A 17459-nucleotide genomic window follows, 5' to 3' on the forward strand; every position below is an offset into this window, starting at 1 on the left:
TTTTTTGCTCGCGTCGCGCGAAGAAACTGCGGAGTGCAGGTTCTGCGTCAGCCCTGGCGCTGCTTGTGGCGCAGGTTGTCGCAGATGACCATGACCCGGCCGTGGCGGCGGATCACCTTGCACTTGTCGCAGATCTTCTTGACGCTCGGCTTGACCTTCATGGGTGTGAGGTTCTCCGGGTCAGTGCCGTCACCCCACGGACATGGGGCGTCGACAAGATCTACTTGTAGCGGTAGACGATCCGGCCACGCGTCAGGTCGTACGGAGAGAGCTCCACGACGACCCGGTCATCCGGAAGGATGCGGATGTAGTGCATACGCATCTTGCCGCTGATGTGCGCGAGGACCTTGTGACCGTTCTGGAGCTCCACCTTGAACATTGCGTTCGGCAGAGACTCGATCACGGTGCCCTCGATCTCGATGGCACCTTGCTTCTTGGCCACGCTTCGCCTTTCGAATCGGCTACCTTGATCAACTCTCGTATGTGCGTGCCATCGGCACGAAGGCATGCGGATACACGAGAGCCGACGCGTCAGTCTACGTCAGGGCAACCCGAAAGACTAATCCAGGGGTGACTGCCCCGCCGCAGTGATCCTTAAGCGGTGCTCACGCCAGGGGATCCGGGGCCGCCGTGACGCCGTATTCCGCCAGCTTCGCCTTGCCGCCGTCGACCGCCGTCAGGACCAGCGGCCCTTCCTCCGTCAGGGCGACGGAGTGCTCCCAGTGGGAGGACCAGGACATGTCGTCCGTGAGGACCGTCCAGTCGTCCTCCAGGACGTGCGTACGGGCCGTGCCGAGGCTCACCATGGGCTCGATGGCGATGCAGAAGCCCGGGACGAGCTTGGGGCCCTTGCCGCGCTTGCGGGAGACGTAGTTCAGCAGGTGCGGGTCCATGTGCATCTCGGAGCCGATGCCGTGGCCGCCGTAGTCCTCGATGATCCCGTACTTGCCGGTGGCCGGGCGGGGCTGGCGGCGGATGTAGCCCTCGATGGCCTTGGAGATGTCCACCAGGCGGTTGCCGTTCTTCACGGCGGCGATGCCGGCCCACATGGATTCCTCGGTCACCCGGGAGAGCTCGATCAGCTCCGGAGCGTGACCGGTGCCCACGAAGGCCGTGAAGGCCGCGTCGCCGTGCCAGCCGCCCACGATGGCGCCGGCGTCGATCGAGATGATGTCGCCGTCCTTGAGGACCGTCTTCTCGTCCGGGATGCCGTGGACGACGACCTCGTTCACCGAGGTGCAGATGGTGGCGGGGAAGCCGCCGTACCCGAGGAAATTCGACTTCGCGCCGTGCTCGGCGATCACCTTGCGGGCGACCTCGTCCAGGTCCTTGGTCGTGGCACCCGGCACGGCCGCCTCCCGGGTGGCCGCGTGGATGGCGGCGACGACCAGCCCCGCCTCGCGCATCTTCGCGATCTGCTCGGCGGTCTTGATCTCGACCATGGGTGGTGCCTTTCTGGGACTACGGTCCGACTCGAATAACACTACGGCCGCGGTGCCCCTAGGGGCACCGCGGCCGTAGTACAGCAATCATCAATTGAGGAACCGCGGCGGCGCGCAACCACCTCCGCGAGAGCTCAGTCGCGCGACAGAGCCGCCATCGCGCGCTCCGTGACCTCGGTGACCTTGCCGAGGGCCGAGATCGTCACCACGAGGCCCTGGGCCTTGTAGTAGTCGATGATCGGCTCGGTCTCGCTGTGGTAGACCTCCAGCCGGCGGCGGACGGTCTCCTCGCTGTCGTCCTCGCGCTGGTACAGCTCGCCGCCGCAGGTGTCGCAGACACCCTCCACGGCCGGCGGGTTGTAGATCGCGTGGAAGATGTGCGAGCTGTCCTTGCGGCACATCCGGCGACCGGCGATCCGCTTGACGACCTCGTCCTCCGGGACCTCCAGGTCCAGGACGGCGTCCAGCTTGAGGTCGTCGGCCTTGAGGATGGCGTCCAGCGCCTCGGCCTGGGCCAGGTTGCGCGGGAAGCCGTCGAGCAGGAAGCCGCCGGCGGCGTCCGCCTGGTCCATGCGGTCCTTGGCCATGCCGATGGTGACCTCGTCCGGCACGAGCTGGCCGGCCCGCATGTACTCCTGGGCCTTCTGGCCCAGGGGCGTGCCCTGGCTGATGTTCGCCCGGAAGAGGTCGCCCGTCGAGATGTGCGGGATCGCGAGGTTCTTGGCGAGGTACGCGGCCTGCGTACCCTTGCCGGCGCCGGGCGGCCCGACGAGGACGATTCGCATCAGCGGAGGAACCCTTCGTAGTTGCGCTGCTGAAGCTGGCTCTCGATCTGCTTCACAGTCTCCAGACCGACACCCACGATGATCAGGATGCTGGTTCCCCCGAACGGGAAGTTCTGGTTTGCGTTGAGTGTGACCAGCGCCACCGTGGGCACCAGGGCGATCAGGCCCAGGTAGAGAGAGCCGGGCCACGTGATGCGGTTCAGCACGTAGCTCAGGTACTCCGCGGTGGGACGACCCGCCCGGATGCCCGGGATGAACCCACCATACTTCTTCATGTTGTCGGCAACTTCTTCGGGGTTGAAGGAGATGGCGACGTAGAAGAACGCGAAGAAAACGATCAGCAGGAAGTACGTGACCATGTAGATCGGGTGGTCACCCTTGACCAGATTGCGCTGGATCCACTCCGCCCAGTCCGCCTTCGACCCGGTGAACTGCACGAGCAGCGCCGGGATGTAGAGCAGCGACGAGGCGAAGATGACGGGAATCACACCCGCCTGGTTCACCTTGAGCGGGATGTAGGTGGACGTGCCGCCGTAGGAACGGCGGCCGATCATGCGCTTGGCGTACTGCACGGGGATCCGGCGCTGGGCCTGCTCGACGAACACCACGAGCGCGACCATGGCCAGGCCGCAGAGGATGACCAGAGAGAACTCCAGCCAGCCGCCCATCAGGGTGCCCTGCAGCTTGATCGCCCAGAGGGCGGTCGGGAAGCCGGCGGCGATGGAGGTGAACATCAGGATCGACATGCCGTTGCCGATGCCGCGGTCGGTGATGAGCTCACCGAGCCACATGATCAGACAGGTGCCGGCGGTCATGGTGACGACCATGACGACGGTGGTGAAGATCGACTGGTTGGGAACGATCTGGTTCCCGACGGTGCAGCCCCCGAACAAGGCACCGCTGCGGGCAGTGGCCACGAGGCCGGTGCCCTGGAGGACGGCAAGAGCCACGGTCAGATAACGCGTGTACTGCGTGATCTTTGCCTGCCCCGACTGACCCTCCTTCTTGAGGGCTTCCAGCCGTGGAATGACGACGGTCAGGAGCTGCAGGATGATGCTCGCCGTGATGTACGGCATGATCCCGAGCGCAAAGATCGTGATCTGCAGCAGCGCGCCACCACTGAACATGTTCACGAGGCCGAAGAGGCCCTGACCGCTCTTGGTCTGGTCCATGCACATCTGGACATTGCGGTAGTCGACTCCCGGCACCGGTACATGCGCACCGAGCCGGAAGAGCACCATGATGCCCAGCGTGAACAGCAGCTTCTTGCGCAGGTCGGGCGTCTTGAACGCCCGGGCGAACGCGGTGAGCACGGTGCCTCCTGCGCCTCTCGCGTTGCCACGCGAGAGGTGACGGTCTTGAGGATCGACGAATACTTATCAGTCAAAATCCGCGCGGACACAGGCCGCGCGGAGGTTAACAGTGCACGCCACCTTACCGGCGACCGTGCCCCCCTTGGAACGACCAACCGGGGATGCCCCTTTTGGGACATCCCCGGTTGTCAGTTCAACGAGCTCAGACGAGCTCGGTGACGGTGCCGCCGGCAGCGGCAATCTTCTCCTTGGCGGAGCCGGAGACGGCGTCGACCGTCACCTGCAGCGCCACGGAGATCTCGCCCTGGCCCAGGACCTTGACGAGCTGGTTCTTGCGAACCGCACCCTTGGCGACCAGGTCGGCCACCGTGACCTCGCCACCCTGCGGGTAGAGCGCGGCCAGCTTGTCCAGGTTCACGACCTGGAACTCGGTACGGAACGGGTTCTTGAAGCCCTTGAGCTTCGGCAGGCGCATGTGGAGGGGCATCTGCCCACCCTCGAAGCGCTGCGGAACCTGGTAACGAGCCTTCGTGCCCTTGGTACCACGACCGGCCGTCTTACCCTTCGACGCCTCACCACGACCGACACGGGTCTTGGCGGTCTTGGCGCCGGGGGCGGGACGGAGGTTGTGGACCTTCAGCGGGTTCTGCTCCGCCATGTCAGTCGACCTCCTCGACCGTCACGAGGTGGCGGACGGTCTGCACCATGCCGCGGATCTCGGGGCGGTCCTCCTTGACAACCACATCGTTCATGCGCTTGAGACCAAGCGAACGAAGGGTGTCGCGGTGGTTCTGCTTGCTACCGATGTAGGACTTAACCTGCGTGACCTTGAGGCGAGCCATTACGCACCCGCCCCTGCACGCGCCCGCAGCAGAGCGGCGGGAGCAACGTCCTCCAGCGGCAGGCCACGACGGGCGGCGATCTCCTCGGGACGGGAGAGTCCCTGGAGGGCCGTCACCGTGGCGTGCACGATGTTGATCGGGTTCGAAGAACCGAGCGACTTCGACAGGATGTCGTGAACGCCGGCGCACTCGAGCACGGCACGCACCGGGCCACCGGCGATAACACCGGTACCGGGGGAAGCCGGCTTGAGCAGGACGACGCCCGCGGCCTTCTCGCCCTGGATCGGGTGCGGGATGGTGCCCTGGATACGGGGGACCTTGAAGAAGTTCTTCTTGGCCTCTTCCACGCCCTTGGCGATGGCAGCCGGAACTTCCTTGGCCTTGCCGTAACCGACACCCACGGTGCCGTCACCGTCACCCACCACGACGAGCGCGGTGAAGCTGAAGCGACGACCACCCTTGACAACCTTGGCGACGCGGTTGATCGCGACTACGCGCTCAACGTACGCGGTCTTCTCGGCGGCAGCGCCACCGTCGCGACCCTTCCGGTCCCGCCGCTCGCCGCCACCGGCACCGCTTCCGCGGCGCTGGGGTCCAGCCATTGGATTTACCTCTCTCTGTTACGTCCGCTAGCTCCGGAACCGGGGCTTAGAACTTCAGCCCGGCTTCGCGGGCGGCGTCAGCCAGAGCGGCAATGCGCCCGGCGTACCTGTTGCCACCACGGTCGAACACGACGGCCTCGACACCGGCGGCCTTCGCACGCTCGGCGACCAGGGCACCGACCTGCTTGGCCTGCGCGGACTTGTCGCCCTCGCCACCACGGATCGAAGCGTCCAGGTTCGACGCCGACGCCAGGGTGTGACCCTTGAGGTCGTCGATGACCTGAGCGGTGATGCCGCGGTTCGAGCGGGTCACGACGAGGCGCGGACGCTCCGCCGTACCCGACACGTTCTTGCGAATGCGGACATGGCGGCGGGCCTTGGCGGCACGCTTGTAAGCGTCGCCCTTGGCGATCTTCACACCGTATGCCATGGCTTACTTACCAGCCTTTCCGACCTTGCGGCGGATGACCTCGCCGGCGTACTTGACGCCCTTGGCCTTGTACGGGTCGGGCTTCCGCAGCTTGCGGATGTTCGCCGCGACCTCGCCGACCTTCTGCTTGTCGATGCCCTCGACGCTGAGCTTGGTGGGCGACTCGACCTTGAAGGTGATGCCCTCGGGCGCCTCGATCAGGATCGGGTGGCTGTAGCCCAGCGAGAACTCCAGGTTGGAGCCCTTCGCCTGGACGCGGTAACCGACACCGCTGATCTCGAGAGCCTTGCTGTAGCCCGCGGTCACGCCGGTGATCATGTTCGCCACCAGCGTGCGGGACAGGCCGTGCAGGGCCTTGTTCTGACGCTCGTCGTTCGGACGAGAGACGACAAGGGTGCCGTCCTCGGCCTTAGCGATCTCGATGGGCGCGGCAACGGCGTGCGTGAGGGAACCCTTGGGGCCCTTCACGTGCACCGTACGGCCATCGATGGTGACGTCCACACCAGCGGGAACCTGGATGGGCAGCCGTCCAATACGCGACATTGGCTTTTCCTCCGTTCCCTGGTTACCAGACGTAGGCGAGGACTTCCCCACCCACGCCCTTCTTGCTGGCCTGCTGGCCGGTCAGGAGACCGTGGGACGTGGAGATGATCGCCACGCCCAGGCCGCCGAGGACCTTCGGCAGGTTGGTGGACTTTGCGTAGACACGCAGGCCCGGCTTCGAGATCCGCTTGATGCCCGCAATGGAGCGCTCGCGGTTCGGACCGAACTTCAGGTCGATGACGAGGCTCTTGCCAACCTCGGCGTCCTCGACCTTCCAGCCGGCGATGTAGCCCTCCTGCTGCAGGATCTCGGCGATGTGCGCCTTGATCTTGCTGTGGGGCATGGCCACGGTGTCGTGGTAAGCCGAGTTCGCGTTCCGCAGACGGGTCAGCATGTCTGCGATCGGATCGGTCATGGTCATGTTTGGCCTTCGGCCTCTCTCGCCGGGGTTTCCTATGTGCGCCATCCCTCTCCCCGAACTGTGTCGGGGCGGGTGCGGTGCGGGGACCTACGGCGTAGTAAGACGGTCATGGGCGGCGGGCACCCAACCCTGCAACTCTACGCGAGTGCCGGGCCGGGCCCCACCGTCCTTGATGCTTACCGAGAGCCCTGGTTAACCCACCGAAAATGCCGCCGTTCGCCAGAACGCCCTTGAGGGGCGGTGGTTGGGCGACGGGTGGGTGTTACCAGGAGCTCTTGGTCACGCCCGGCAGCTCGCCACGGTGAGCCATCTCACGAAGGCACACGCGGCAGAGGCCGAACTTGCGGTAAACGGAGTGCGGGCGGCCGCAGCGCTGGCAGCGGGTGTACGCGCGCACACCGAACTTGGGCTTGCGAGCAGCCTTGGCAATAAGAGACTTCTTCGCCATCTCGCTTACGCCTCCTTGAACGGGAAGCCGAGGTGACGAAGGAGGGCGCGGCCCTCGTCGTCGTTGGTCGCCGTGGTCACCACGGTGATGTCCATACCCCGGACGCGGTCGATCTTGTCCTGGTCGATCTCGTGGAACATGACCTGCTCCGTGAGGCCGAAGGTGTAGTTGCCCCGACCGTCGAACTGCTTCGGGGACAGACCACGGAAGTCGCGGATGCGCGGCAGCGCGAGCGACAGGGTGCGGTCCAGGAACTCCCACATGCGGTCACCACGGAGGGTGACGTGGGCGCCGATCGGCTGGCCCTCACGCAGCTTGAACTGCGCGATGGACTTGCGAGCCTTGGTGACGGCGGGCTTCTGGCCCGTGATCGTGGTGAGGTCGCGGATGGCGCCCTCGATCAGCTTGGAGTCGCGGGCGGCGTCGCCCACACCCATGTTGACCACGATCTTGGTGAGGCCGGGAACCTGCATGACGTTCTCGTAGGAGAACTCCTCACGCAGCTTGCCGACGATCTCTTCGCGGTAGCGCAGCTTGAGACGCGGCGCGTTGGTGGTGGCAGTCATCAGATGTCCTCACCGGTGCGCTTGGCAACGCGGATCTTGTTGCCGTTCTCGTCGAAGCGGTAACCGACACGCGTGACGACCTTCTTGCCGTCCTTCTCCACGACGAGCTGAACGTTGCTCACGTGGATGGGGGCCTCGGTCGTGACAATGCCGCCGGTCTGCGAACCACGAGCGGTCTGGCCGGCCTTGGTGTGCTTCTTGACCCGGTTGACACCCTCGACGAGGACGCGGTTCTCGCTGGGCATGGCCACGATGACCTTGCCCTGCTTGCCCTTGTCCTTACCGGTGATGACCTGGACCAGGTCGCCCTTCTTGATCTTCATCGGTTACAGCACCTCCGGCGCGAGCGAGACGATCTTCATGAACTTCTTCTCGCGCAGCTCTCGGCCCACGGGGCCGAAGATACGGGTGCCGCGGGGGTCACCGTCGTTCTTGAGAACGACAGCGGCGTTCTCGTCGAAACGGATGTACGAGCCATCCGGACGGCGGCGCTCCTTGACGGTGCGAACGATGACGGCCTTGATGACGTCACCCTTCTTCACGTTGCCACCGGGGATCGCGTCCTTGACGGTGGCGACGATGACGTCACCGATGCCCGCGTAGCGGCGACCCGAACCACCGAGAACACGGATGCAAAGGATCTCCTTGGCACCAGTGTTGTCGGCGACCCGAAGTCGCGACTCCTGCTGGATCACGTCTATCTCCTGATCGTCTGCCGGTTCCCGGCGGGGGGCCTCACCGAGGTGAGGACGGCAGCGTTCTGCTCGTCGTGCGCCTTGAGCTTGTTCGTACGGCGGATGACCTTGCCGTACAGCGCGTGCTTGACGCGGTCCTCGACGGCGACGACGACGGTCTTGTCCATCTTGTCGCTGACGACGAGACCCTCACGGGTCTTGCGGAAACCGCGGTCGTTCGTCTCAGTCACATTCTTCTCGCTCATCAGGCGCTCTCCACCGTCTCGATGCCCAGCTCGCGCTCGCGCATCAGGGTGTAGATCCGGGCGATGTCCTTACGGACGGACTTGAGCCGACCGTGGTTCTCAAGCTGCCCGGTCGCCGCCTGGAAGCGGAGGTTGAACAGCTCTTCCTTGGCCTCACGGAGCTTCGCGACGAGGTCCTCGTCGTTCAGCTCACGCAGCTCGGTCGCCTTGATACCAGCGGCCATCACGACTCACCTGCCTCGCGCCGAACAATGCGGCACTTCATCGGAAGCTTGTGGGCGGCGCGGGTGAGCGCCTCCTTAGCAACCTTTTCGTTCGGGAAAGACAGCTCGAACATCACCCGACCGGGCTTGACGTTCGCGATCCACCACTCCGGGGAACCCTTACCGGAACCCATGCGGGTTTCGGCCGGCTTCTTGGTCAGCGGACGGTCCGGGTAGATGTTGATCCACACCTTGCCGCCACGCTTGATGTGACGCGTCATGGCGATACGAGCGGACTCGATCTGACGGTTCGTCACGTAGGCCGGGGTCAGGGCCTGGATGCCGTACTCACCGAACGCGAGCTCGGTGCCACCCTTGGCCATGCCGTTCCGCTTGGGGTGGTGCTGCTTGCGGTGCTTGACCCTGCGAGGGATCAGCATGTCGGTCAGGCCTCCGTTCCGGTGGACTCAGCCGGAGCAGCGGCAGCGGCCTCGGCCTTGGGGGCCTCGGCAGCGGCGCTCTGCTGCGGCTTGCGGCCGCGGCCGCCACGCTCGCCACCACGGCCACCACGGGCCGGGCGGTCCTGGGCGCCACCACGCGACGGGCGGTTGCCCGCACGAGCGGCAGCGTTCTCGGCGCGGACCTCGGCGATGTTCTTGACGTCGCCCTTGTAGATCCAGACCTTGACGCCAATACGACCGAAGGTCGTCTTGGCCTCGAAGAAGCCGTAGTCGACGTTCGCGCGGAGCGTGTGCAGGGGCACACGGCCCTCGCGGTAGAACTCCGAGCGGGACATCTCGGCGCCGCCGAGACGACCGCCACACTGGATCTTGATGCCCTTGGCGCCGGCCTTCATCGTCGACTGCATGCTCTTACGCATGGCGCGACGGAAGGAGACGCGGGAGGACAGCTGCTCGGCGACGGCCTGGGCCACCAGCTGAGCGTCAACCTCGGGGTTCTTGACCTCGAGGATGTTCAGCTGGACCTGCTTGCCGGTCAGCTTCTCCAGCTCGCCGCGGATGCGGTCGGCCTCGGCGCCGCGGCGGCCGATGACGATGCCCGGACGAGCGGTGTGGATGTCAACGCGGACGCGGTCGCGGGTGCGCTCGATCTCAACCTTCGAGATACCGGCGCGCTCCATGCCCTTCGTCATCATGCGACGAATGGCAACGTCTTCCTTGACGTAGTCCTTGTACAGCTTGTCGGCGTACCACCGGGACTTGAAGTCCGTGGTGATGCCGAGCCGGAACCCGTGCGGGTTAACCTTCTGGCCCATTACCGGGTTCCTTCCTTGCTGCTGACGACCACGGTGATGTGGCTGGTCCGCTTGCGGATCCGGTAGGCACGACCCTGGGCACGCGGACGGAACCGCTTCAGGGTCGGGCCCTCGTCCACGAACGCCTCGCTGATGTACAGCGACGAAGCGTCCGTGTGGTCGTAGTTGTGCGCGGCGTTGGCAATGGCGCTGTCCAGCACCTTGCCCACCGGCACGCTCGCGGCCTGCGGGGCGAAACGCAGGACCGCCTGAGCCTCCGTGGCATCCATGCCACGGATGAGGTCCACCACGCGGCGGGCCTTCATGGGCGTGACGCGGATGTACCGCGCCTGGGCCCTGGCTTCCATGGTTGTCCCTTCGGTGTCAGTCATAGTCGTTCACACCCCGCCTAGCGGCGCTTCGACTTGCGGTCGTCCTTGACGTGGCCGCGGAAGGTGCGGGTCGGCGAGAACTCGCCGAGCTTGTGGCCGACCATCGACTCGGTGACGAACACCGGGACGTGCGTCTTGCCGTTGTGCACCGCGAGCGTGTGGCCGAGCATGGCCGGCACGATCATGGAGCGACGGGACCAGGTCTTGATGACGTTCTTGGTACCGGCTTCGTTCTGAGCGTCCACCTTCTTGATGAGGTGGTCGTCGACGAAGGGTCCCTTCTTGAGACTACGCGGCATCTAAACCCGCTCCTAGCGCTTCTTGTTCGTCTTGCGGCGGCGGACGATGTACTTGTTGCTCGCCTTCTTGGGAGAACGAGTACGACCCTCCTTCTGACCCCACGGGGAGACCGGGTGACGACCACCGGAGGTCTTGCCCTCACCACCACCGTGCGGGTGGTCAACCGGGTTCATCGCGACACCGCGGACGGTCGGGCGAACGCCCTTCCAGCGCATGCGGCCGGCCTTGCCCCAGTTGATGTTCGACTGCTCGGCGTTGCCGACCTCGCCGACCGTGGCGCGGCAGCGGACGTCGACCAGGCGGACCTCGCCGGACGGCATGCGCAGGTGGGCGTACTGGCCCTCCTTCGCCAGCAGCTGCACGGAGGAACCGGCAGAGCGGGCGAACTTGGCGCCACCACCGGGACGGAGCTCGATCGCGTGGATCGTGGTACCGACCGGGATGTTGCGGAGCGGGAGGTTGTTGCCCGGCTTGATGTCGGCGCCAGGGCCGTTCTCAATCCGGTCGCCCTGGCTCAGCTTGGCCGGGGCGATGATGTAGCGCTTCTCGCCGTCTGCGTAGTGCAGCAGCGCGATGCGCGCGGTGCGGTTCGGGTCGTACTCGATGTGAGCGACCTTGGCCGGCACGCCGTCCTTGTCGTGACGACGGAAGTCGATCACACGGTAGGCGCGCTTGTGGCCACCGCCCTGGTGACGGACGGTCACACGACCGGTGTTGTTACGGCCGCCCTTGCTGTGCAGGGGGCGGACCAGCGACTTCTCCGGCGTGGACCGCGTGATCTCGACAAAGTCGGCGACGCTGGAGCCACGACGGCCCGGGGTCGTCGGCTTGTACTTGCGGATACCCATTTCTCAGTCCTCGTCCGATTCCGGACGATCCAGACCGCCCTTAGGCGGTCGGACCGCCGAAGATGTCGATACGGTCGCCCTCGGCGAGGGTCACGATGGCGCGCTTGGTGTTGGCGCGCTTGCCGAAACCGGTCTTGGTGCGCTTGCGCTTACCCTGACGGTTGATCGTGTTGACCCCGGTGACCTTGACCGAGAAGACCGCCTCGACGGCCTGCTTGATCTGGGTCTTGTTGGCGCGCGGGTCGACGATGAACGTGTACTTGTTCTCGTCCAGCAGCGCGTAGCTCTTCTCGGAGACGACCGGCTTGACCAGGAGGTCGCGCGGGTCCGAGAACGTCTTGCTGGTGACGACGGCCTCAGTCATCAGGCCTCGCTCCCTTCGGTCTCAACGTTCCGGCCAGTGGGGGCGCCAGACACGAAGGACTCGAAGGCGGCCTGGGTGAAGACCACGTCGTCGGAGACGAGCACGTCATACGTGTTCAGCTGGCCCGGCTCCAGGATGTGAACCTGGGGCAGGTTGCGGGCGGACAGCCACGCGGCCTCGTTGGCGCGCTCGACGACCAGGAGCAGGTTCTTGCGCTCCGAGATCTTGCCGAACAGGCTCTTGGCGGCCTTGGTGGACGCCGCACCCTCGACCACGTCGGAGACGACGTGGATACGGGAGTGACGCGCGCGGTCCGAGAGGGCACCGCGCAGGGCGGCGGCCTTCATCTTCTTCGGGGTGCGCTGCGAGTAGTCACGCGGCACGGGACCGTGCACGACGCCACCACCGGCGAACTGCGGCGCGCGGGTCGAACCCTGACGGGCGCGACCGGTGCCCTTCTGGCGGTACGGCTTCTTGCCACCGCCGCGGACCTCGCCACGGGTCTTGGTCTTGTGCGTGCCCTGACGGGCAGCGGCCAGCTGCGCGACGACGACCTGGTGGATCAGCGGAACGCTGACCTTCGCGTCGAAGATCTCCGAGGGGAGCTCGACGGTCCCGGCCTTGTCGCCTGCCGGCGAAAGGATGTCAATGGTGCTCATCGTTACCTCAGGCCCCCTTGGCCGCGGTACGGACCAGGACGAGGCCGCCGTTCGGACCAGGAACCGCGCCCTTGATGAGGAGCAGGCCCTTCTCCGCGTCAACGGCGTGGACGGTCAGGTTCTGGGTGGTGACCCGCTCGTTGCCCATACGGCCCGCCATGCGGAGGCCCTTGAACACACGGCCCGGGGTGGCGCAGCCACCGATGGAACCGGGGGAGCGGTGCTTGCGCTGGGTGCCGTGCCCGGCGCCGAGGCCACGGAAGTTGTGACGCTTCATGACACCGGCGAAGCCCTTGCCCTTGCTCTTGCCGGTGACGTCAACCTTGACGCCCGACTCGAACACGGCAGCGGTGATCTCCTGGCCGAGCGTGTACTCGCTGGCGTCAGCGGTACGCAGCTCCACCAGGTGGCGGCGCGGGGTGACGTCGGCCTTGGCGAAGTGACCCTTGAGGGGCTTGTTCACCTTGCGCGGGTCGATCTCGCCGAAGGCGATCTGGACCGACTCGTAGCCGTCGCTGTCGTTGGTGCGGACCTGGGTGACGACGCAGGGCCCGGCCTTGACGACGGTCACCGGGACGACCCGGTTGTTCTCGTCCCAGACCTGGGTCATGCCGAGCTTCTCGCCCAGGACGCCCTTAATGTTCTTAGCCATCTCGCGCGTCACCTCAGAGCTTGATCTCGATGTCGACGCCCGCCGGCAGGTCGAGACGCATGAGCGAGTCAACCGTCTTCGGCGTGGGGTCGAGGATGTCGATGAGGCGCTTGTGCGTGCGCATCTCGAAGTGCTCGCGCGAGTCCTTGTACTTGTGCGGCGACTTGATGACGCAGTACACGTTCTTCTCAGTGGGCAGCGGCACCGGGCCCGCGACCGACGCACCAGTGCGCGTCACCGTCTCGACGATCTTCTTCGCCGAGGAGTCGATGACCTCGTGGTCGTAGGCCTTGAGCCGGATGCGGATCTTCTGTCCCGCCATGGCTACTCAGTAGTCCTGTCTCTCGTAACGCTCTGGGACTCGGCCGGCTGCGCTCAGAAGCAACTTCATCGCTTCCGAACGCGGTCTCTCCCCACTCCACCTCCGACCCACGCGGTCGGGCGTGTCGCGCCCCTTCCAGCAGCTTTCCCGAAGGAAAATCCCTGATGAAGGGGGTTGTGGGGGAAAGACACCCACCGAGCGCCTGGCTGGGGCCCCGCTGACACTTCCCGGAAGATTCCCGTACTTCCGCCCCTACACCTCTCGATGTACAGCATGGGGCGACGAGTACTGCGGGACTCGCTTCCAGTCCTCCCGGCGGGAGGCGCGCAGCATCGGCACTCAACCGAGCAACCTGAACAGTGTGCCATATGCGGCCGAGGGGGCGCCAATCGAAGCCAATGACCGTACCCCGGGCGGCTCAGTTGTCAAACCACCCCGCCGACATACGGGACACTATGGCTCTTACACCTCGACCGCCGCTTCGGTCCCCCGGCTCACCCGGTGCAGGCCGCCGCAGGGCCGGGAAATCGGGCTTTTGGCGGGGTTTGCCGAGGGCTGGGCAACCGCCGCGCCCCCTCGATCGTCCCCTATCACGCTGGGGCAGCAGGGGCAGGGACCCGCGTGCTGCACAACGGGACGGAGTCATGTAGTTGAACATCTCACAGCACATGGTGATATCCCGCCGGACCGCCCTCGCCGGCCTGGCCGCCACGACCGCGGCCCTCGCGGCGGGGTGCAGCGGGGAGGGCGGCAAGAAGAAGCCCAAGGCCTCCCCCAACCCCATAAGAGCGGTGGACCCCAGCGCCACGCAGTCGTTCAGCAACGCCGGCGACGCCCTGCTGCTGCAGGTCATGGCGCACCCCGACGACGACCTGTACTTCATGAACCCGGACGCCGAGCACATCGTGCGGGCCGGGGTCCCCGTCGTCTCGGTCTACGTCACGGCCGGCGAGGCCGTCGGGCAGAACTGGATCGAGGGCATGCCCAAGAGCAAGCCCGACAAGGCCGCCTACTCCTCCGCGCGCCACCAGGGCCTGCGCCAGGCGTACGCCGAGATGATCGGCCTGGACCGGTTCACGGGCTGGAAGAAGTCCGTCCTGGACCTGGGCAACGGCGTCAAGGCCGAGACCAACGAGCTCACCAACGGCAACCGCAGGGCCCAGCTGGTCTTCCTCAACATCGCCATGCTCTCGGCCGGCGAGATGCGCCTGCCCCTGCTCTGGGAACAGCCGGAGGGCGAGATGCAGTCGCTCGTCGCCACCGGCTCGCCGTGCACGACCTCCAGCACCTACCGGCACGGCACGCTGGTGGACACCCTGGCCGCGATCATGGACCGGTTCCGGCCCACGGTGATCCACACCATGGACCCGGACCCCGACTACCAGGTCCACGACGCCACCCACCCCAAGGACAACGACTACGGGGCCTGCTCCGACCACCGCGACCACACCCCGACCGCGCTCTTCACCTGGAAGGCGCTCTCGCAGTGGGTGGCCGACGCCACCAAGCGCGAGGGCCACCCGCCCCGCTTCGTGACCACGGCCTTCCGCGGCTACTACAACCAGCGCTGGCCGCACAATCTGCCGCCCGAGGTGATCGAGCAGAAGCACCGGCTGGTCGAGGCGTACGGCGGCGACCCCTCGTGGGAGTGCGGCAACCCCGGCGGCTGCGGCGACTACGGCCAGGGCGGCGATCGCCCGATGAAGAACCGCAAGGGCTGGATCCGCTCCACCCACTACCGCTATGAGGGCCCGGTCGTCTCCCCCGGGCCTCCCGGCACCGGCAAGGACGGCCGGCTGGAGGCCTTCGGCGTGCTGGGCACGCAGGCCGTGCGCTGGCAGGAGACGCGGCCCGGCAGCGGCCGCTGGAGCGACCCGCAGAACCTGGGCGGCGGCCCGCTCGCGCCCGCCCTGGCGTCCGTCCAGGACTCCCAGGGGCGCCGGCTGCTGTTCGCCCTGCGGTTCTCCGCCCTCGCGGGCCAGGGCCGCCCCGACACGCGCGAGATCGTCGTCCTGGAGGAGCGCTCCCCCGGCGGCACCTTCAAGGCCTGGCAGGGCCTCGGCAACCCCGAGCACCGCCCCGACCGCGGCCGCCGCGTCGGCATGCCCGCCGCCGTCGCCGCCCCCGACGGGCGCGTCCACCTCTTCGTCCGCAACGCGGGCAAGGGCGTCTCCAGCCGGGTGCGCGAGGCCGACGGCACGTGGGGGAAGTGGCAGAGCCTGCACGGCCAGGAGATCCAGGACGGCCTGGTCGCCGTCCTCGACGGGGACAAGCGCGTCCACGTCTTCGGCACCGGCCGCGACACCGTCCACCACTGGACGCAGGACGAGCCCGGCAAGCCGGTCCACTACGCGCCCCTGAAGGGGCTGCCGCAGCCGGGCGGGCTCCCCGGCGCGGCGCTCGGCCCCGAGGGCGCCCTGACCCTCGCCTACCGCTCCCCCGCGGCCGTCCAGCCGACGGTCGGCACCTTCACGCCGGGGTCCGACGGCACGGGGGAGGTCCGCACCACCGAGCTGCAGGACTTCGCCGGCTACGGGCCGCTCGCCGCCCTCACCCTGGCCGCCCGGGGCGGCAAGGACGCCGTCATGGCGCTCGGGCGGGCGATGAACGGCGAGGTACAGCTCACCGACGCCTCAGGGGACTCCGAGACGGTCCGCTCGGACGCCGGGCTCGTGCCGGTGGGCACCTCCGCCATGACCACCGACGCCGGCCACCAGCTGTGCGTGGTCGGGATGAGCCCGGACGCGCGCCCGTGGCTCCGGCGCCCGGAGATCCCTCATACCTGAGGTACGCCCACTCACCCGTCCGGGTGAAACGCGAGAAGGCCCGCACATCCGAAGATGTGCGGGCCTTCTCAGGTCTTTCGGACCCTCAAGCAAGCGGGAGCTTACTTGTTGATCTTGGTGACCTGGCCGGCGCCGACGGTGCGGCCACCCTCACGGATGGTGAAGCGCAGGCCCTCCTCCATCGCGACGGGCTGGATCAGGTTGACGGTCATCTCGGCGTTGTCGCCGGGCATGACCATCTCCGTGCCCTCCTTGAGGGTCACAACACCGGTCACGTCAGTCGTACGGAAGTAGAACTGCGGACGGTAGTTGTTGAAGAACGGGGTGTGACGGCCACCCTCGTCCTTCGACAGGATGTAGGCCGTGGCCTCGAACTCGGTGTGCGGGGTGACCGAACCCGGCTTGATGATGCACTGGCCGCGCTCGACGTCCTCGCGCTTGATGCCACGGAGGAGCAGACCGACGTTCTCACCGGCCTGGCCCTCGTCGAGCAGCTTGCGGAACATCTCGATACCGGTGACCGTGGTGGTGGTCTTCTCGGTCTTGATGCCGATGATGTCGACGGTCTCGTTGACCTTCAGGACACCACGCTCGATACGACCGGTGACGACGGTGCCACGACCGGTGATCGTGAAGACGTCCTCGATCGGCATCAGGAACGGCTTGTCGACGTCACGCTCGGGCTGCGGGATGTTCTCGTCGACAGCCTTCATCAGGCCGAGGAGCTTCTCGCCCCACTCCTTGTCGCCCTCCAGCGCCTTCAGCGCGGAGACGCGGACGACCGGAGCGTTGTCGCCGTCGAACTCGTACTCGGAGAGGAGCTCACGGACCTCGAGCTCAACGAGCTCCAGGATCTCCTCGTCGTCCACCATGTCGGCCTTGTTCAGGGCGACAACGATGTACGGAACGCCGGACTGGCGGGCCAGGAGCACGTGCTCCTTGGTCTGCGGCATCGGACCGTCGGTCGCGGCGACCACGAGGATCGCGCCGTCCATCTGGGCGGCACCGGTGATCATGTTCTTGATGTAGTCCGCGTGACCCGGGCAGTCGACGTGGGCGTAGTGACGCGACTCGGTCTGGTACTCGACGTGCGCGATCGAGATGGTGATACCACGCTGACGCTCTTCGGGCGCCTTGTCGATCTCGTCGAACGGCGTGAAGGGGTTCAGCTCCGGGTACGCGTCGTGCAGCACCTTGGTGATCGCCGCGGTAAGAGTGGTCTTACCGTGGTCGACGTGACCGATGGTGCCGATGTTGACGTGCGGCTTAGTCCGCTCGAACTTCGCCTTCGCCACTGGGGTCCTCCTGTGGAGTGGTTCTGTACGCCTGGATTGGGTCGGCGCCAG

The 17459-nt window shown here is 66.5% G+C and carries 28 protein-coding genes; 1 reads left to right on the forward strand and 27 read right to left on the reverse strand.

Features of this window, described 5'->3' with window-relative positions; genetic code table 11:
• Positions 1-47: 47 nt before the first annotated feature.
• The 26 genes from rpmJ to rpsJ form a co-directional block, all read right to left on the reverse strand.
• The gene (gene rpmJ, locus IF61_RS0122950; RefSeq protein WP_003956441.1) at positions 48-161 is read right to left on the reverse strand and encodes a 50S ribosomal protein L36; all 114 of its coding nucleotides are present in this window, start codon (positions 159-161) and stop codon (positions 48-50) included.
• 59 nt (positions 162-220) lie between these two features.
• Positions 221-442 (reverse strand): translation initiation factor IF-1, encoded by a 222-nt coding sequence (gene infA / locus IF61_RS0122955; protein WP_003956442.1) that lies wholly within the window; start codon positions 440-442, stop codon positions 221-223.
• A 163-nt stretch (positions 443-605) separates the two neighbouring features.
• Positions 606-1442 (reverse strand): type I methionyl aminopeptidase, encoded by an 837-nt coding sequence (gene map / locus IF61_RS0122960; RefSeq protein WP_030368394.1) that lies wholly within the window; start codon positions 1440-1442, stop codon positions 606-608.
• 134 nt (positions 1443-1576) lie between these two features.
• Entirely contained in the window at positions 1577-2227 is a 651-nt protein-coding gene (locus IF61_RS0122965; RefSeq protein ID WP_030368395.1) for an adenylate kinase, read from the reverse strand.
• On the reverse strand, positions 2227-3540 hold the full coding sequence (gene secY / locus IF61_RS0122970; protein ID WP_030368396.1) for a preprotein translocase subunit SecY: 1314 nt from the start codon (positions 3538-3540) through the stop codon (positions 2227-2229). Before secY ends, IF61_RS0122965 begins: the two co-directional genes overlap by 1 nt.
• Positions 3541-3742: 202 nt before the next feature.
• Positions 3743-4198, reverse strand: a complete 456-nt coding sequence (gene rplO / locus IF61_RS0122975) for a 50S ribosomal protein L15 (RefSeq protein ID WP_030368397.1) — start codon at positions 4196-4198, stop codon at positions 3743-3745.
• A gap of 1 nt (position 4199) precedes the next feature.
• Positions 4200-4382: a 50S ribosomal protein L30 gene (rpmD, locus tag IF61_RS0122980; protein ID WP_030368398.1), complete on the reverse strand. Its 183-nt coding sequence runs from the start codon at positions 4380-4382 to the stop codon at positions 4200-4202.
• Positions 4382-4984, reverse strand: coding sequence for a 30S ribosomal protein S5 (gene rpsE, locus IF61_RS0122985; protein WP_030368399.1), 603 nt, complete (start codon positions 4982-4984; stop codon positions 4382-4384). Before rpsE ends, rpmD begins: the two co-directional genes overlap by 1 nt.
• 46 nt (positions 4985-5030) lie before the next feature.
• Positions 5031-5414 carry a 50S ribosomal protein L18 gene (rplR, locus tag IF61_RS0122990; RefSeq protein WP_030368400.1) on the reverse strand — a complete coding sequence of 128 codons (384 nt, stop codon included), beginning with the start codon at positions 5412-5414 and terminating at the stop codon, positions 5031-5033.
• A gap of 3 nt (positions 5415-5417) precedes the next feature.
• On the reverse strand, positions 5418-5957 hold the full coding sequence (rplF, locus tag IF61_RS0122995; RefSeq protein WP_030368401.1) for a 50S ribosomal protein L6: 540 nt from the start codon (positions 5955-5957) through the stop codon (positions 5418-5420).
• Positions 5958-5979: 22 nt separating this feature from the next.
• Positions 5980-6378, reverse strand: a complete 399-nt coding sequence (gene rpsH, locus IF61_RS0123000; RefSeq protein ID WP_030368402.1) for a 30S ribosomal protein S8 — start codon at positions 6376-6378, stop codon at positions 5980-5982.
• A 262-nt stretch (positions 6379-6640) separates the two neighbouring features.
• Positions 6641-6826 carry a type Z 30S ribosomal protein S14 gene (locus tag IF61_RS0123005; RefSeq protein WP_030368403.1) on the reverse strand — a complete coding sequence of 62 codons (186 nt, stop codon included), beginning with the start codon at positions 6824-6826 and terminating at the stop codon, positions 6641-6643.
• 5 nt (positions 6827-6831) lie between these two features.
• A complete protein-coding gene (rplE, locus tag IF61_RS0123010; RefSeq protein WP_030368404.1) occupies positions 6832-7392 on the reverse strand; it encodes a 50S ribosomal protein L5 in 561 nt (186 codons plus the stop codon).
• The gene (gene rplX / locus IF61_RS0123015; RefSeq protein WP_030368405.1) at positions 7392-7715 is read right to left on the reverse strand and encodes a 50S ribosomal protein L24; all 324 of its coding nucleotides are present in this window, start codon (positions 7713-7715) and stop codon (positions 7392-7394) included. The genes rplE and rplX overlap by 1 nt, the downstream gene beginning before the upstream one ends.
• Before the next feature lie 3 nt (positions 7716-7718).
• Positions 7719-8087: a 50S ribosomal protein L14 gene (gene rplN / locus IF61_RS0123020; protein WP_030368406.1), complete on the reverse strand. Its 369-nt coding sequence runs from the start codon at positions 8085-8087 to the stop codon at positions 7719-7721.
• Positions 8088-8089: 2 nt separating this feature from the next.
• Complete coding sequence (gene rpsQ, locus IF61_RS32575; RefSeq protein WP_043190268.1) at positions 8090-8332, reverse strand: 30S ribosomal protein S17; 243 nt, start codon at positions 8330-8332, stop codon at positions 8090-8092.
• Positions 8332-8556, reverse strand: a complete 225-nt coding sequence (rpmC, locus tag IF61_RS0123030) for a 50S ribosomal protein L29 (protein WP_030368408.1) — start codon at positions 8554-8556, stop codon at positions 8332-8334. Before rpmC ends, rpsQ begins: the two co-directional genes overlap by 1 nt.
• Positions 8556-8975 carry a 50S ribosomal protein L16 gene (rplP, locus tag IF61_RS0123035; protein ID WP_030368409.1) on the reverse strand — a complete coding sequence of 140 codons (420 nt, stop codon included), beginning with the start codon at positions 8973-8975 and terminating at the stop codon, positions 8556-8558. The genes rpmC and rplP overlap by 1 nt, the downstream gene beginning before the upstream one ends.
• Positions 8976-8980: 5 nt before the next feature.
• Complete coding sequence (gene rpsC, locus IF61_RS0123040; protein WP_030368410.1) at positions 8981-9811, reverse strand: 30S ribosomal protein S3; 831 nt, start codon at positions 9809-9811, stop codon at positions 8981-8983.
• Positions 9811-10158, reverse strand: coding sequence for a 50S ribosomal protein L22 (gene rplV / locus IF61_RS0123045; RefSeq protein ID WP_031012097.1), 348 nt, complete (start codon positions 10156-10158; stop codon positions 9811-9813). Before rplV ends, rpsC begins: the two co-directional genes overlap by 1 nt.
• Positions 10159-10199: 41 nt before the next feature.
• Entirely contained in the window at positions 10200-10481 is a 282-nt protein-coding gene (rpsS, locus tag IF61_RS0123050) for a 30S ribosomal protein S19 (RefSeq protein WP_030368412.1), read from the reverse strand.
• A gap of 12 nt (positions 10482-10493) precedes the next feature.
• Positions 10494-11330, reverse strand: coding sequence for a 50S ribosomal protein L2 (gene rplB, locus IF61_RS0123055; protein ID WP_030368413.1), 837 nt, complete (start codon positions 11328-11330; stop codon positions 10494-10496).
• A gap of 40 nt (positions 11331-11370) precedes the next feature.
• Positions 11371-11694, reverse strand: a complete 324-nt coding sequence (rplW, locus tag IF61_RS0123060) for a 50S ribosomal protein L23 (protein ID WP_030368414.1) — start codon at positions 11692-11694, stop codon at positions 11371-11373.
• Entirely contained in the window at positions 11694-12353 is a 660-nt protein-coding gene (gene rplD, locus IF61_RS0123065) for a 50S ribosomal protein L4 (RefSeq protein ID WP_030368415.1), read from the reverse strand. The genes rplW and rplD overlap by 1 nt, the downstream gene beginning before the upstream one ends.
• Before the next feature lie 7 nt (positions 12354-12360).
• Complete coding sequence (rplC, locus tag IF61_RS0123070; RefSeq protein ID WP_030368416.1) at positions 12361-13005, reverse strand: 50S ribosomal protein L3; 645 nt, start codon at positions 13003-13005, stop codon at positions 12361-12363.
• 13 nt (positions 13006-13018) lie between these two features.
• Positions 13019-13327, reverse strand: a complete 309-nt coding sequence (gene rpsJ, locus IF61_RS0123075) for a 30S ribosomal protein S10 (protein WP_003948644.1) — start codon at positions 13325-13327, stop codon at positions 13019-13021.
• Between the two features lie 650 nt (positions 13328-13977).
• Between rpsJ and IF61_RS0123080 the strand changes: the two genes are divergently transcribed.
• Complete coding sequence (locus tag IF61_RS0123080) at positions 13978-16113, forward strand: PIG-L family deacetylase (RefSeq protein WP_342668017.1); 2136 nt, start codon at positions 13978-13980, stop codon at positions 16111-16113.
• Positions 16114-16214: 101 nt separating this feature from the next.
• Here IF61_RS0123080 and tuf read toward each other — a convergent pair whose 3' ends face one another.
• The gene (gene tuf, locus IF61_RS0123085) at positions 16215-17408 is read right to left on the reverse strand and encodes an elongation factor Tu (RefSeq protein ID WP_030368418.1); all 1194 of its coding nucleotides are present in this window, start codon (positions 17406-17408) and stop codon (positions 16215-16217) included.
• Positions 17409-17459: the final 51 nt, after the last annotated feature.

This window comes from Streptomyces roseoverticillatus (genome assembly GCF_000719265.1).
Lineage (GTDB): Bacteria > Actinomycetota > Actinomycetes > Streptomycetales > Streptomycetaceae > Streptomyces > Streptomyces roseoverticillatus.

Excerpts from the sequence above, each read along its gene's own strand:
- rplC (WP_030368416.1), bottom strand. The coding sequence starts at position 13,005 with ATGGCTAAGAACATTAAGGGCGTCCTGGGCGAGAAGCTCGGCATGACC.
- rplB (WP_030368413.1), bottom strand. The coding sequence starts at position 11,330 with ATGGGTATCCGCAAGTACAAGCCGACGACCCCGGGCCGTCGTGGCTCC.
- rplP (WP_030368409.1), bottom strand. The coding sequence starts at position 8,975 with ATGCTGATCCCTCGCAGGGTCAAGCACCGCAAGCAGCACCACCCCAAG.
- IF61_RS0123005 (WP_030368403.1), bottom strand. The coding sequence starts at position 6,826 with ATGGCGAAGAAGTCTCTTATTGCCAAGGCTGCTCGCAAGCCCAAGTTC.
- rpsS (WP_030368412.1), bottom strand. The coding sequence starts at position 10,481 with ATGCCGCGTAGTCTCAAGAAGGGACCCTTCGTCGACGACCACCTCATC.
- rplF (WP_030368401.1), bottom strand. The coding sequence starts at position 5,957 with ATGTCGCGTATTGGACGGCTGCCCATCCAGGTTCCCGCTGGTGTGGAC.
- rpsQ (WP_043190268.1), bottom strand. The coding sequence starts at position 8,332 with ATGAGCGAGAAGAATGTGACTGAGACGAACGACCGCGGTTTCCGCAAG.
- rpsE (WP_030368399.1), bottom strand. The coding sequence starts at position 4,984 with ATGGCTGGACCCCAGCGCCGCGGAAGCGGTGCCGGTGGCGGCGAGCGG.
- rplV (WP_031012097.1), bottom strand. The coding sequence starts at position 10,158 with ATGGAAGCCAGGGCCCAGGCGCGGTACATCCGCGTCACGCCCATGAAG.
- rplR (WP_030368400.1), bottom strand. The coding sequence starts at position 5,414 with ATGGCATACGGTGTGAAGATCGCCAAGGGCGACGCTTACAAGCGTGCC.
- rpsC (WP_030368410.1), bottom strand. The coding sequence starts at position 9,811 with ATGGGCCAGAAGGTTAACCCGCACGGGTTCCGGCTCGGCATCACCACG.
- rplW (WP_030368414.1), bottom strand. The coding sequence starts at position 11,694 with ATGACTGAGGCCGTCGTCACCAGCAAGACGTTCTCGGACCCGCGCGAC.
- rpmC (WP_030368408.1), bottom strand. The coding sequence starts at position 8,556 with ATGGCCGCTGGTATCAAGGCGACCGAGCTGCGTGAGCTGAACGACGAG.
- rpmD (WP_030368398.1), bottom strand. The coding sequence starts at position 4,382 with ATGGCTCGCCTCAAGGTCACGCAGGTTAAGTCCTACATCGGTAGCAAG.
- rpsH (WP_030368402.1), bottom strand. The coding sequence starts at position 6,378 with ATGACCATGACCGATCCGATCGCAGACATGCTGACCCGTCTGCGGAAC.
- rplX (WP_030368405.1), bottom strand. The coding sequence starts at position 7,715 with ATGAAGATCAAGAAGGGCGACCTGGTCCAGGTCATCACCGGTAAGGAC.
- rpsJ (WP_003948644.1), bottom strand. The coding sequence starts at position 13,327 with ATGGCGGGACAGAAGATCCGCATCCGGCTCAAGGCCTACGACCACGAG.
- IF61_RS0122965 (WP_030368395.1), bottom strand. The coding sequence starts at position 2,227 with ATGCGAATCGTCCTCGTCGGGCCGCCCGGCGCCGGCAAGGGTACGCAG.
- rpmJ (WP_003956441.1), bottom strand. The coding sequence starts at position 161 with ATGAAGGTCAAGCCGAGCGTCAAGAAGATCTGCGACAAGTGCAAGGTG.
- rplD (WP_030368415.1), bottom strand. The coding sequence starts at position 12,353 with ATGAGCACCATTGACATCCTTTCGCCGGCAGGCGACAAGGCCGGGACC.
- rplE (WP_030368404.1), bottom strand. The coding sequence starts at position 7,392 with ATGACTGCCACCACCAACGCGCCGCGTCTCAAGCTGCGCTACCGCGAA.
- rplO (WP_030368397.1), bottom strand. The coding sequence starts at position 4,198 with ATGGCGGAGCAGAACCCGCTGAAGGTCCACAACCTCCGTCCCGCCCCC.
- map (WP_030368394.1), bottom strand. The coding sequence starts at position 1,442 with ATGGTCGAGATCAAGACCGCCGAGCAGATCGCGAAGATGCGCGAGGCG.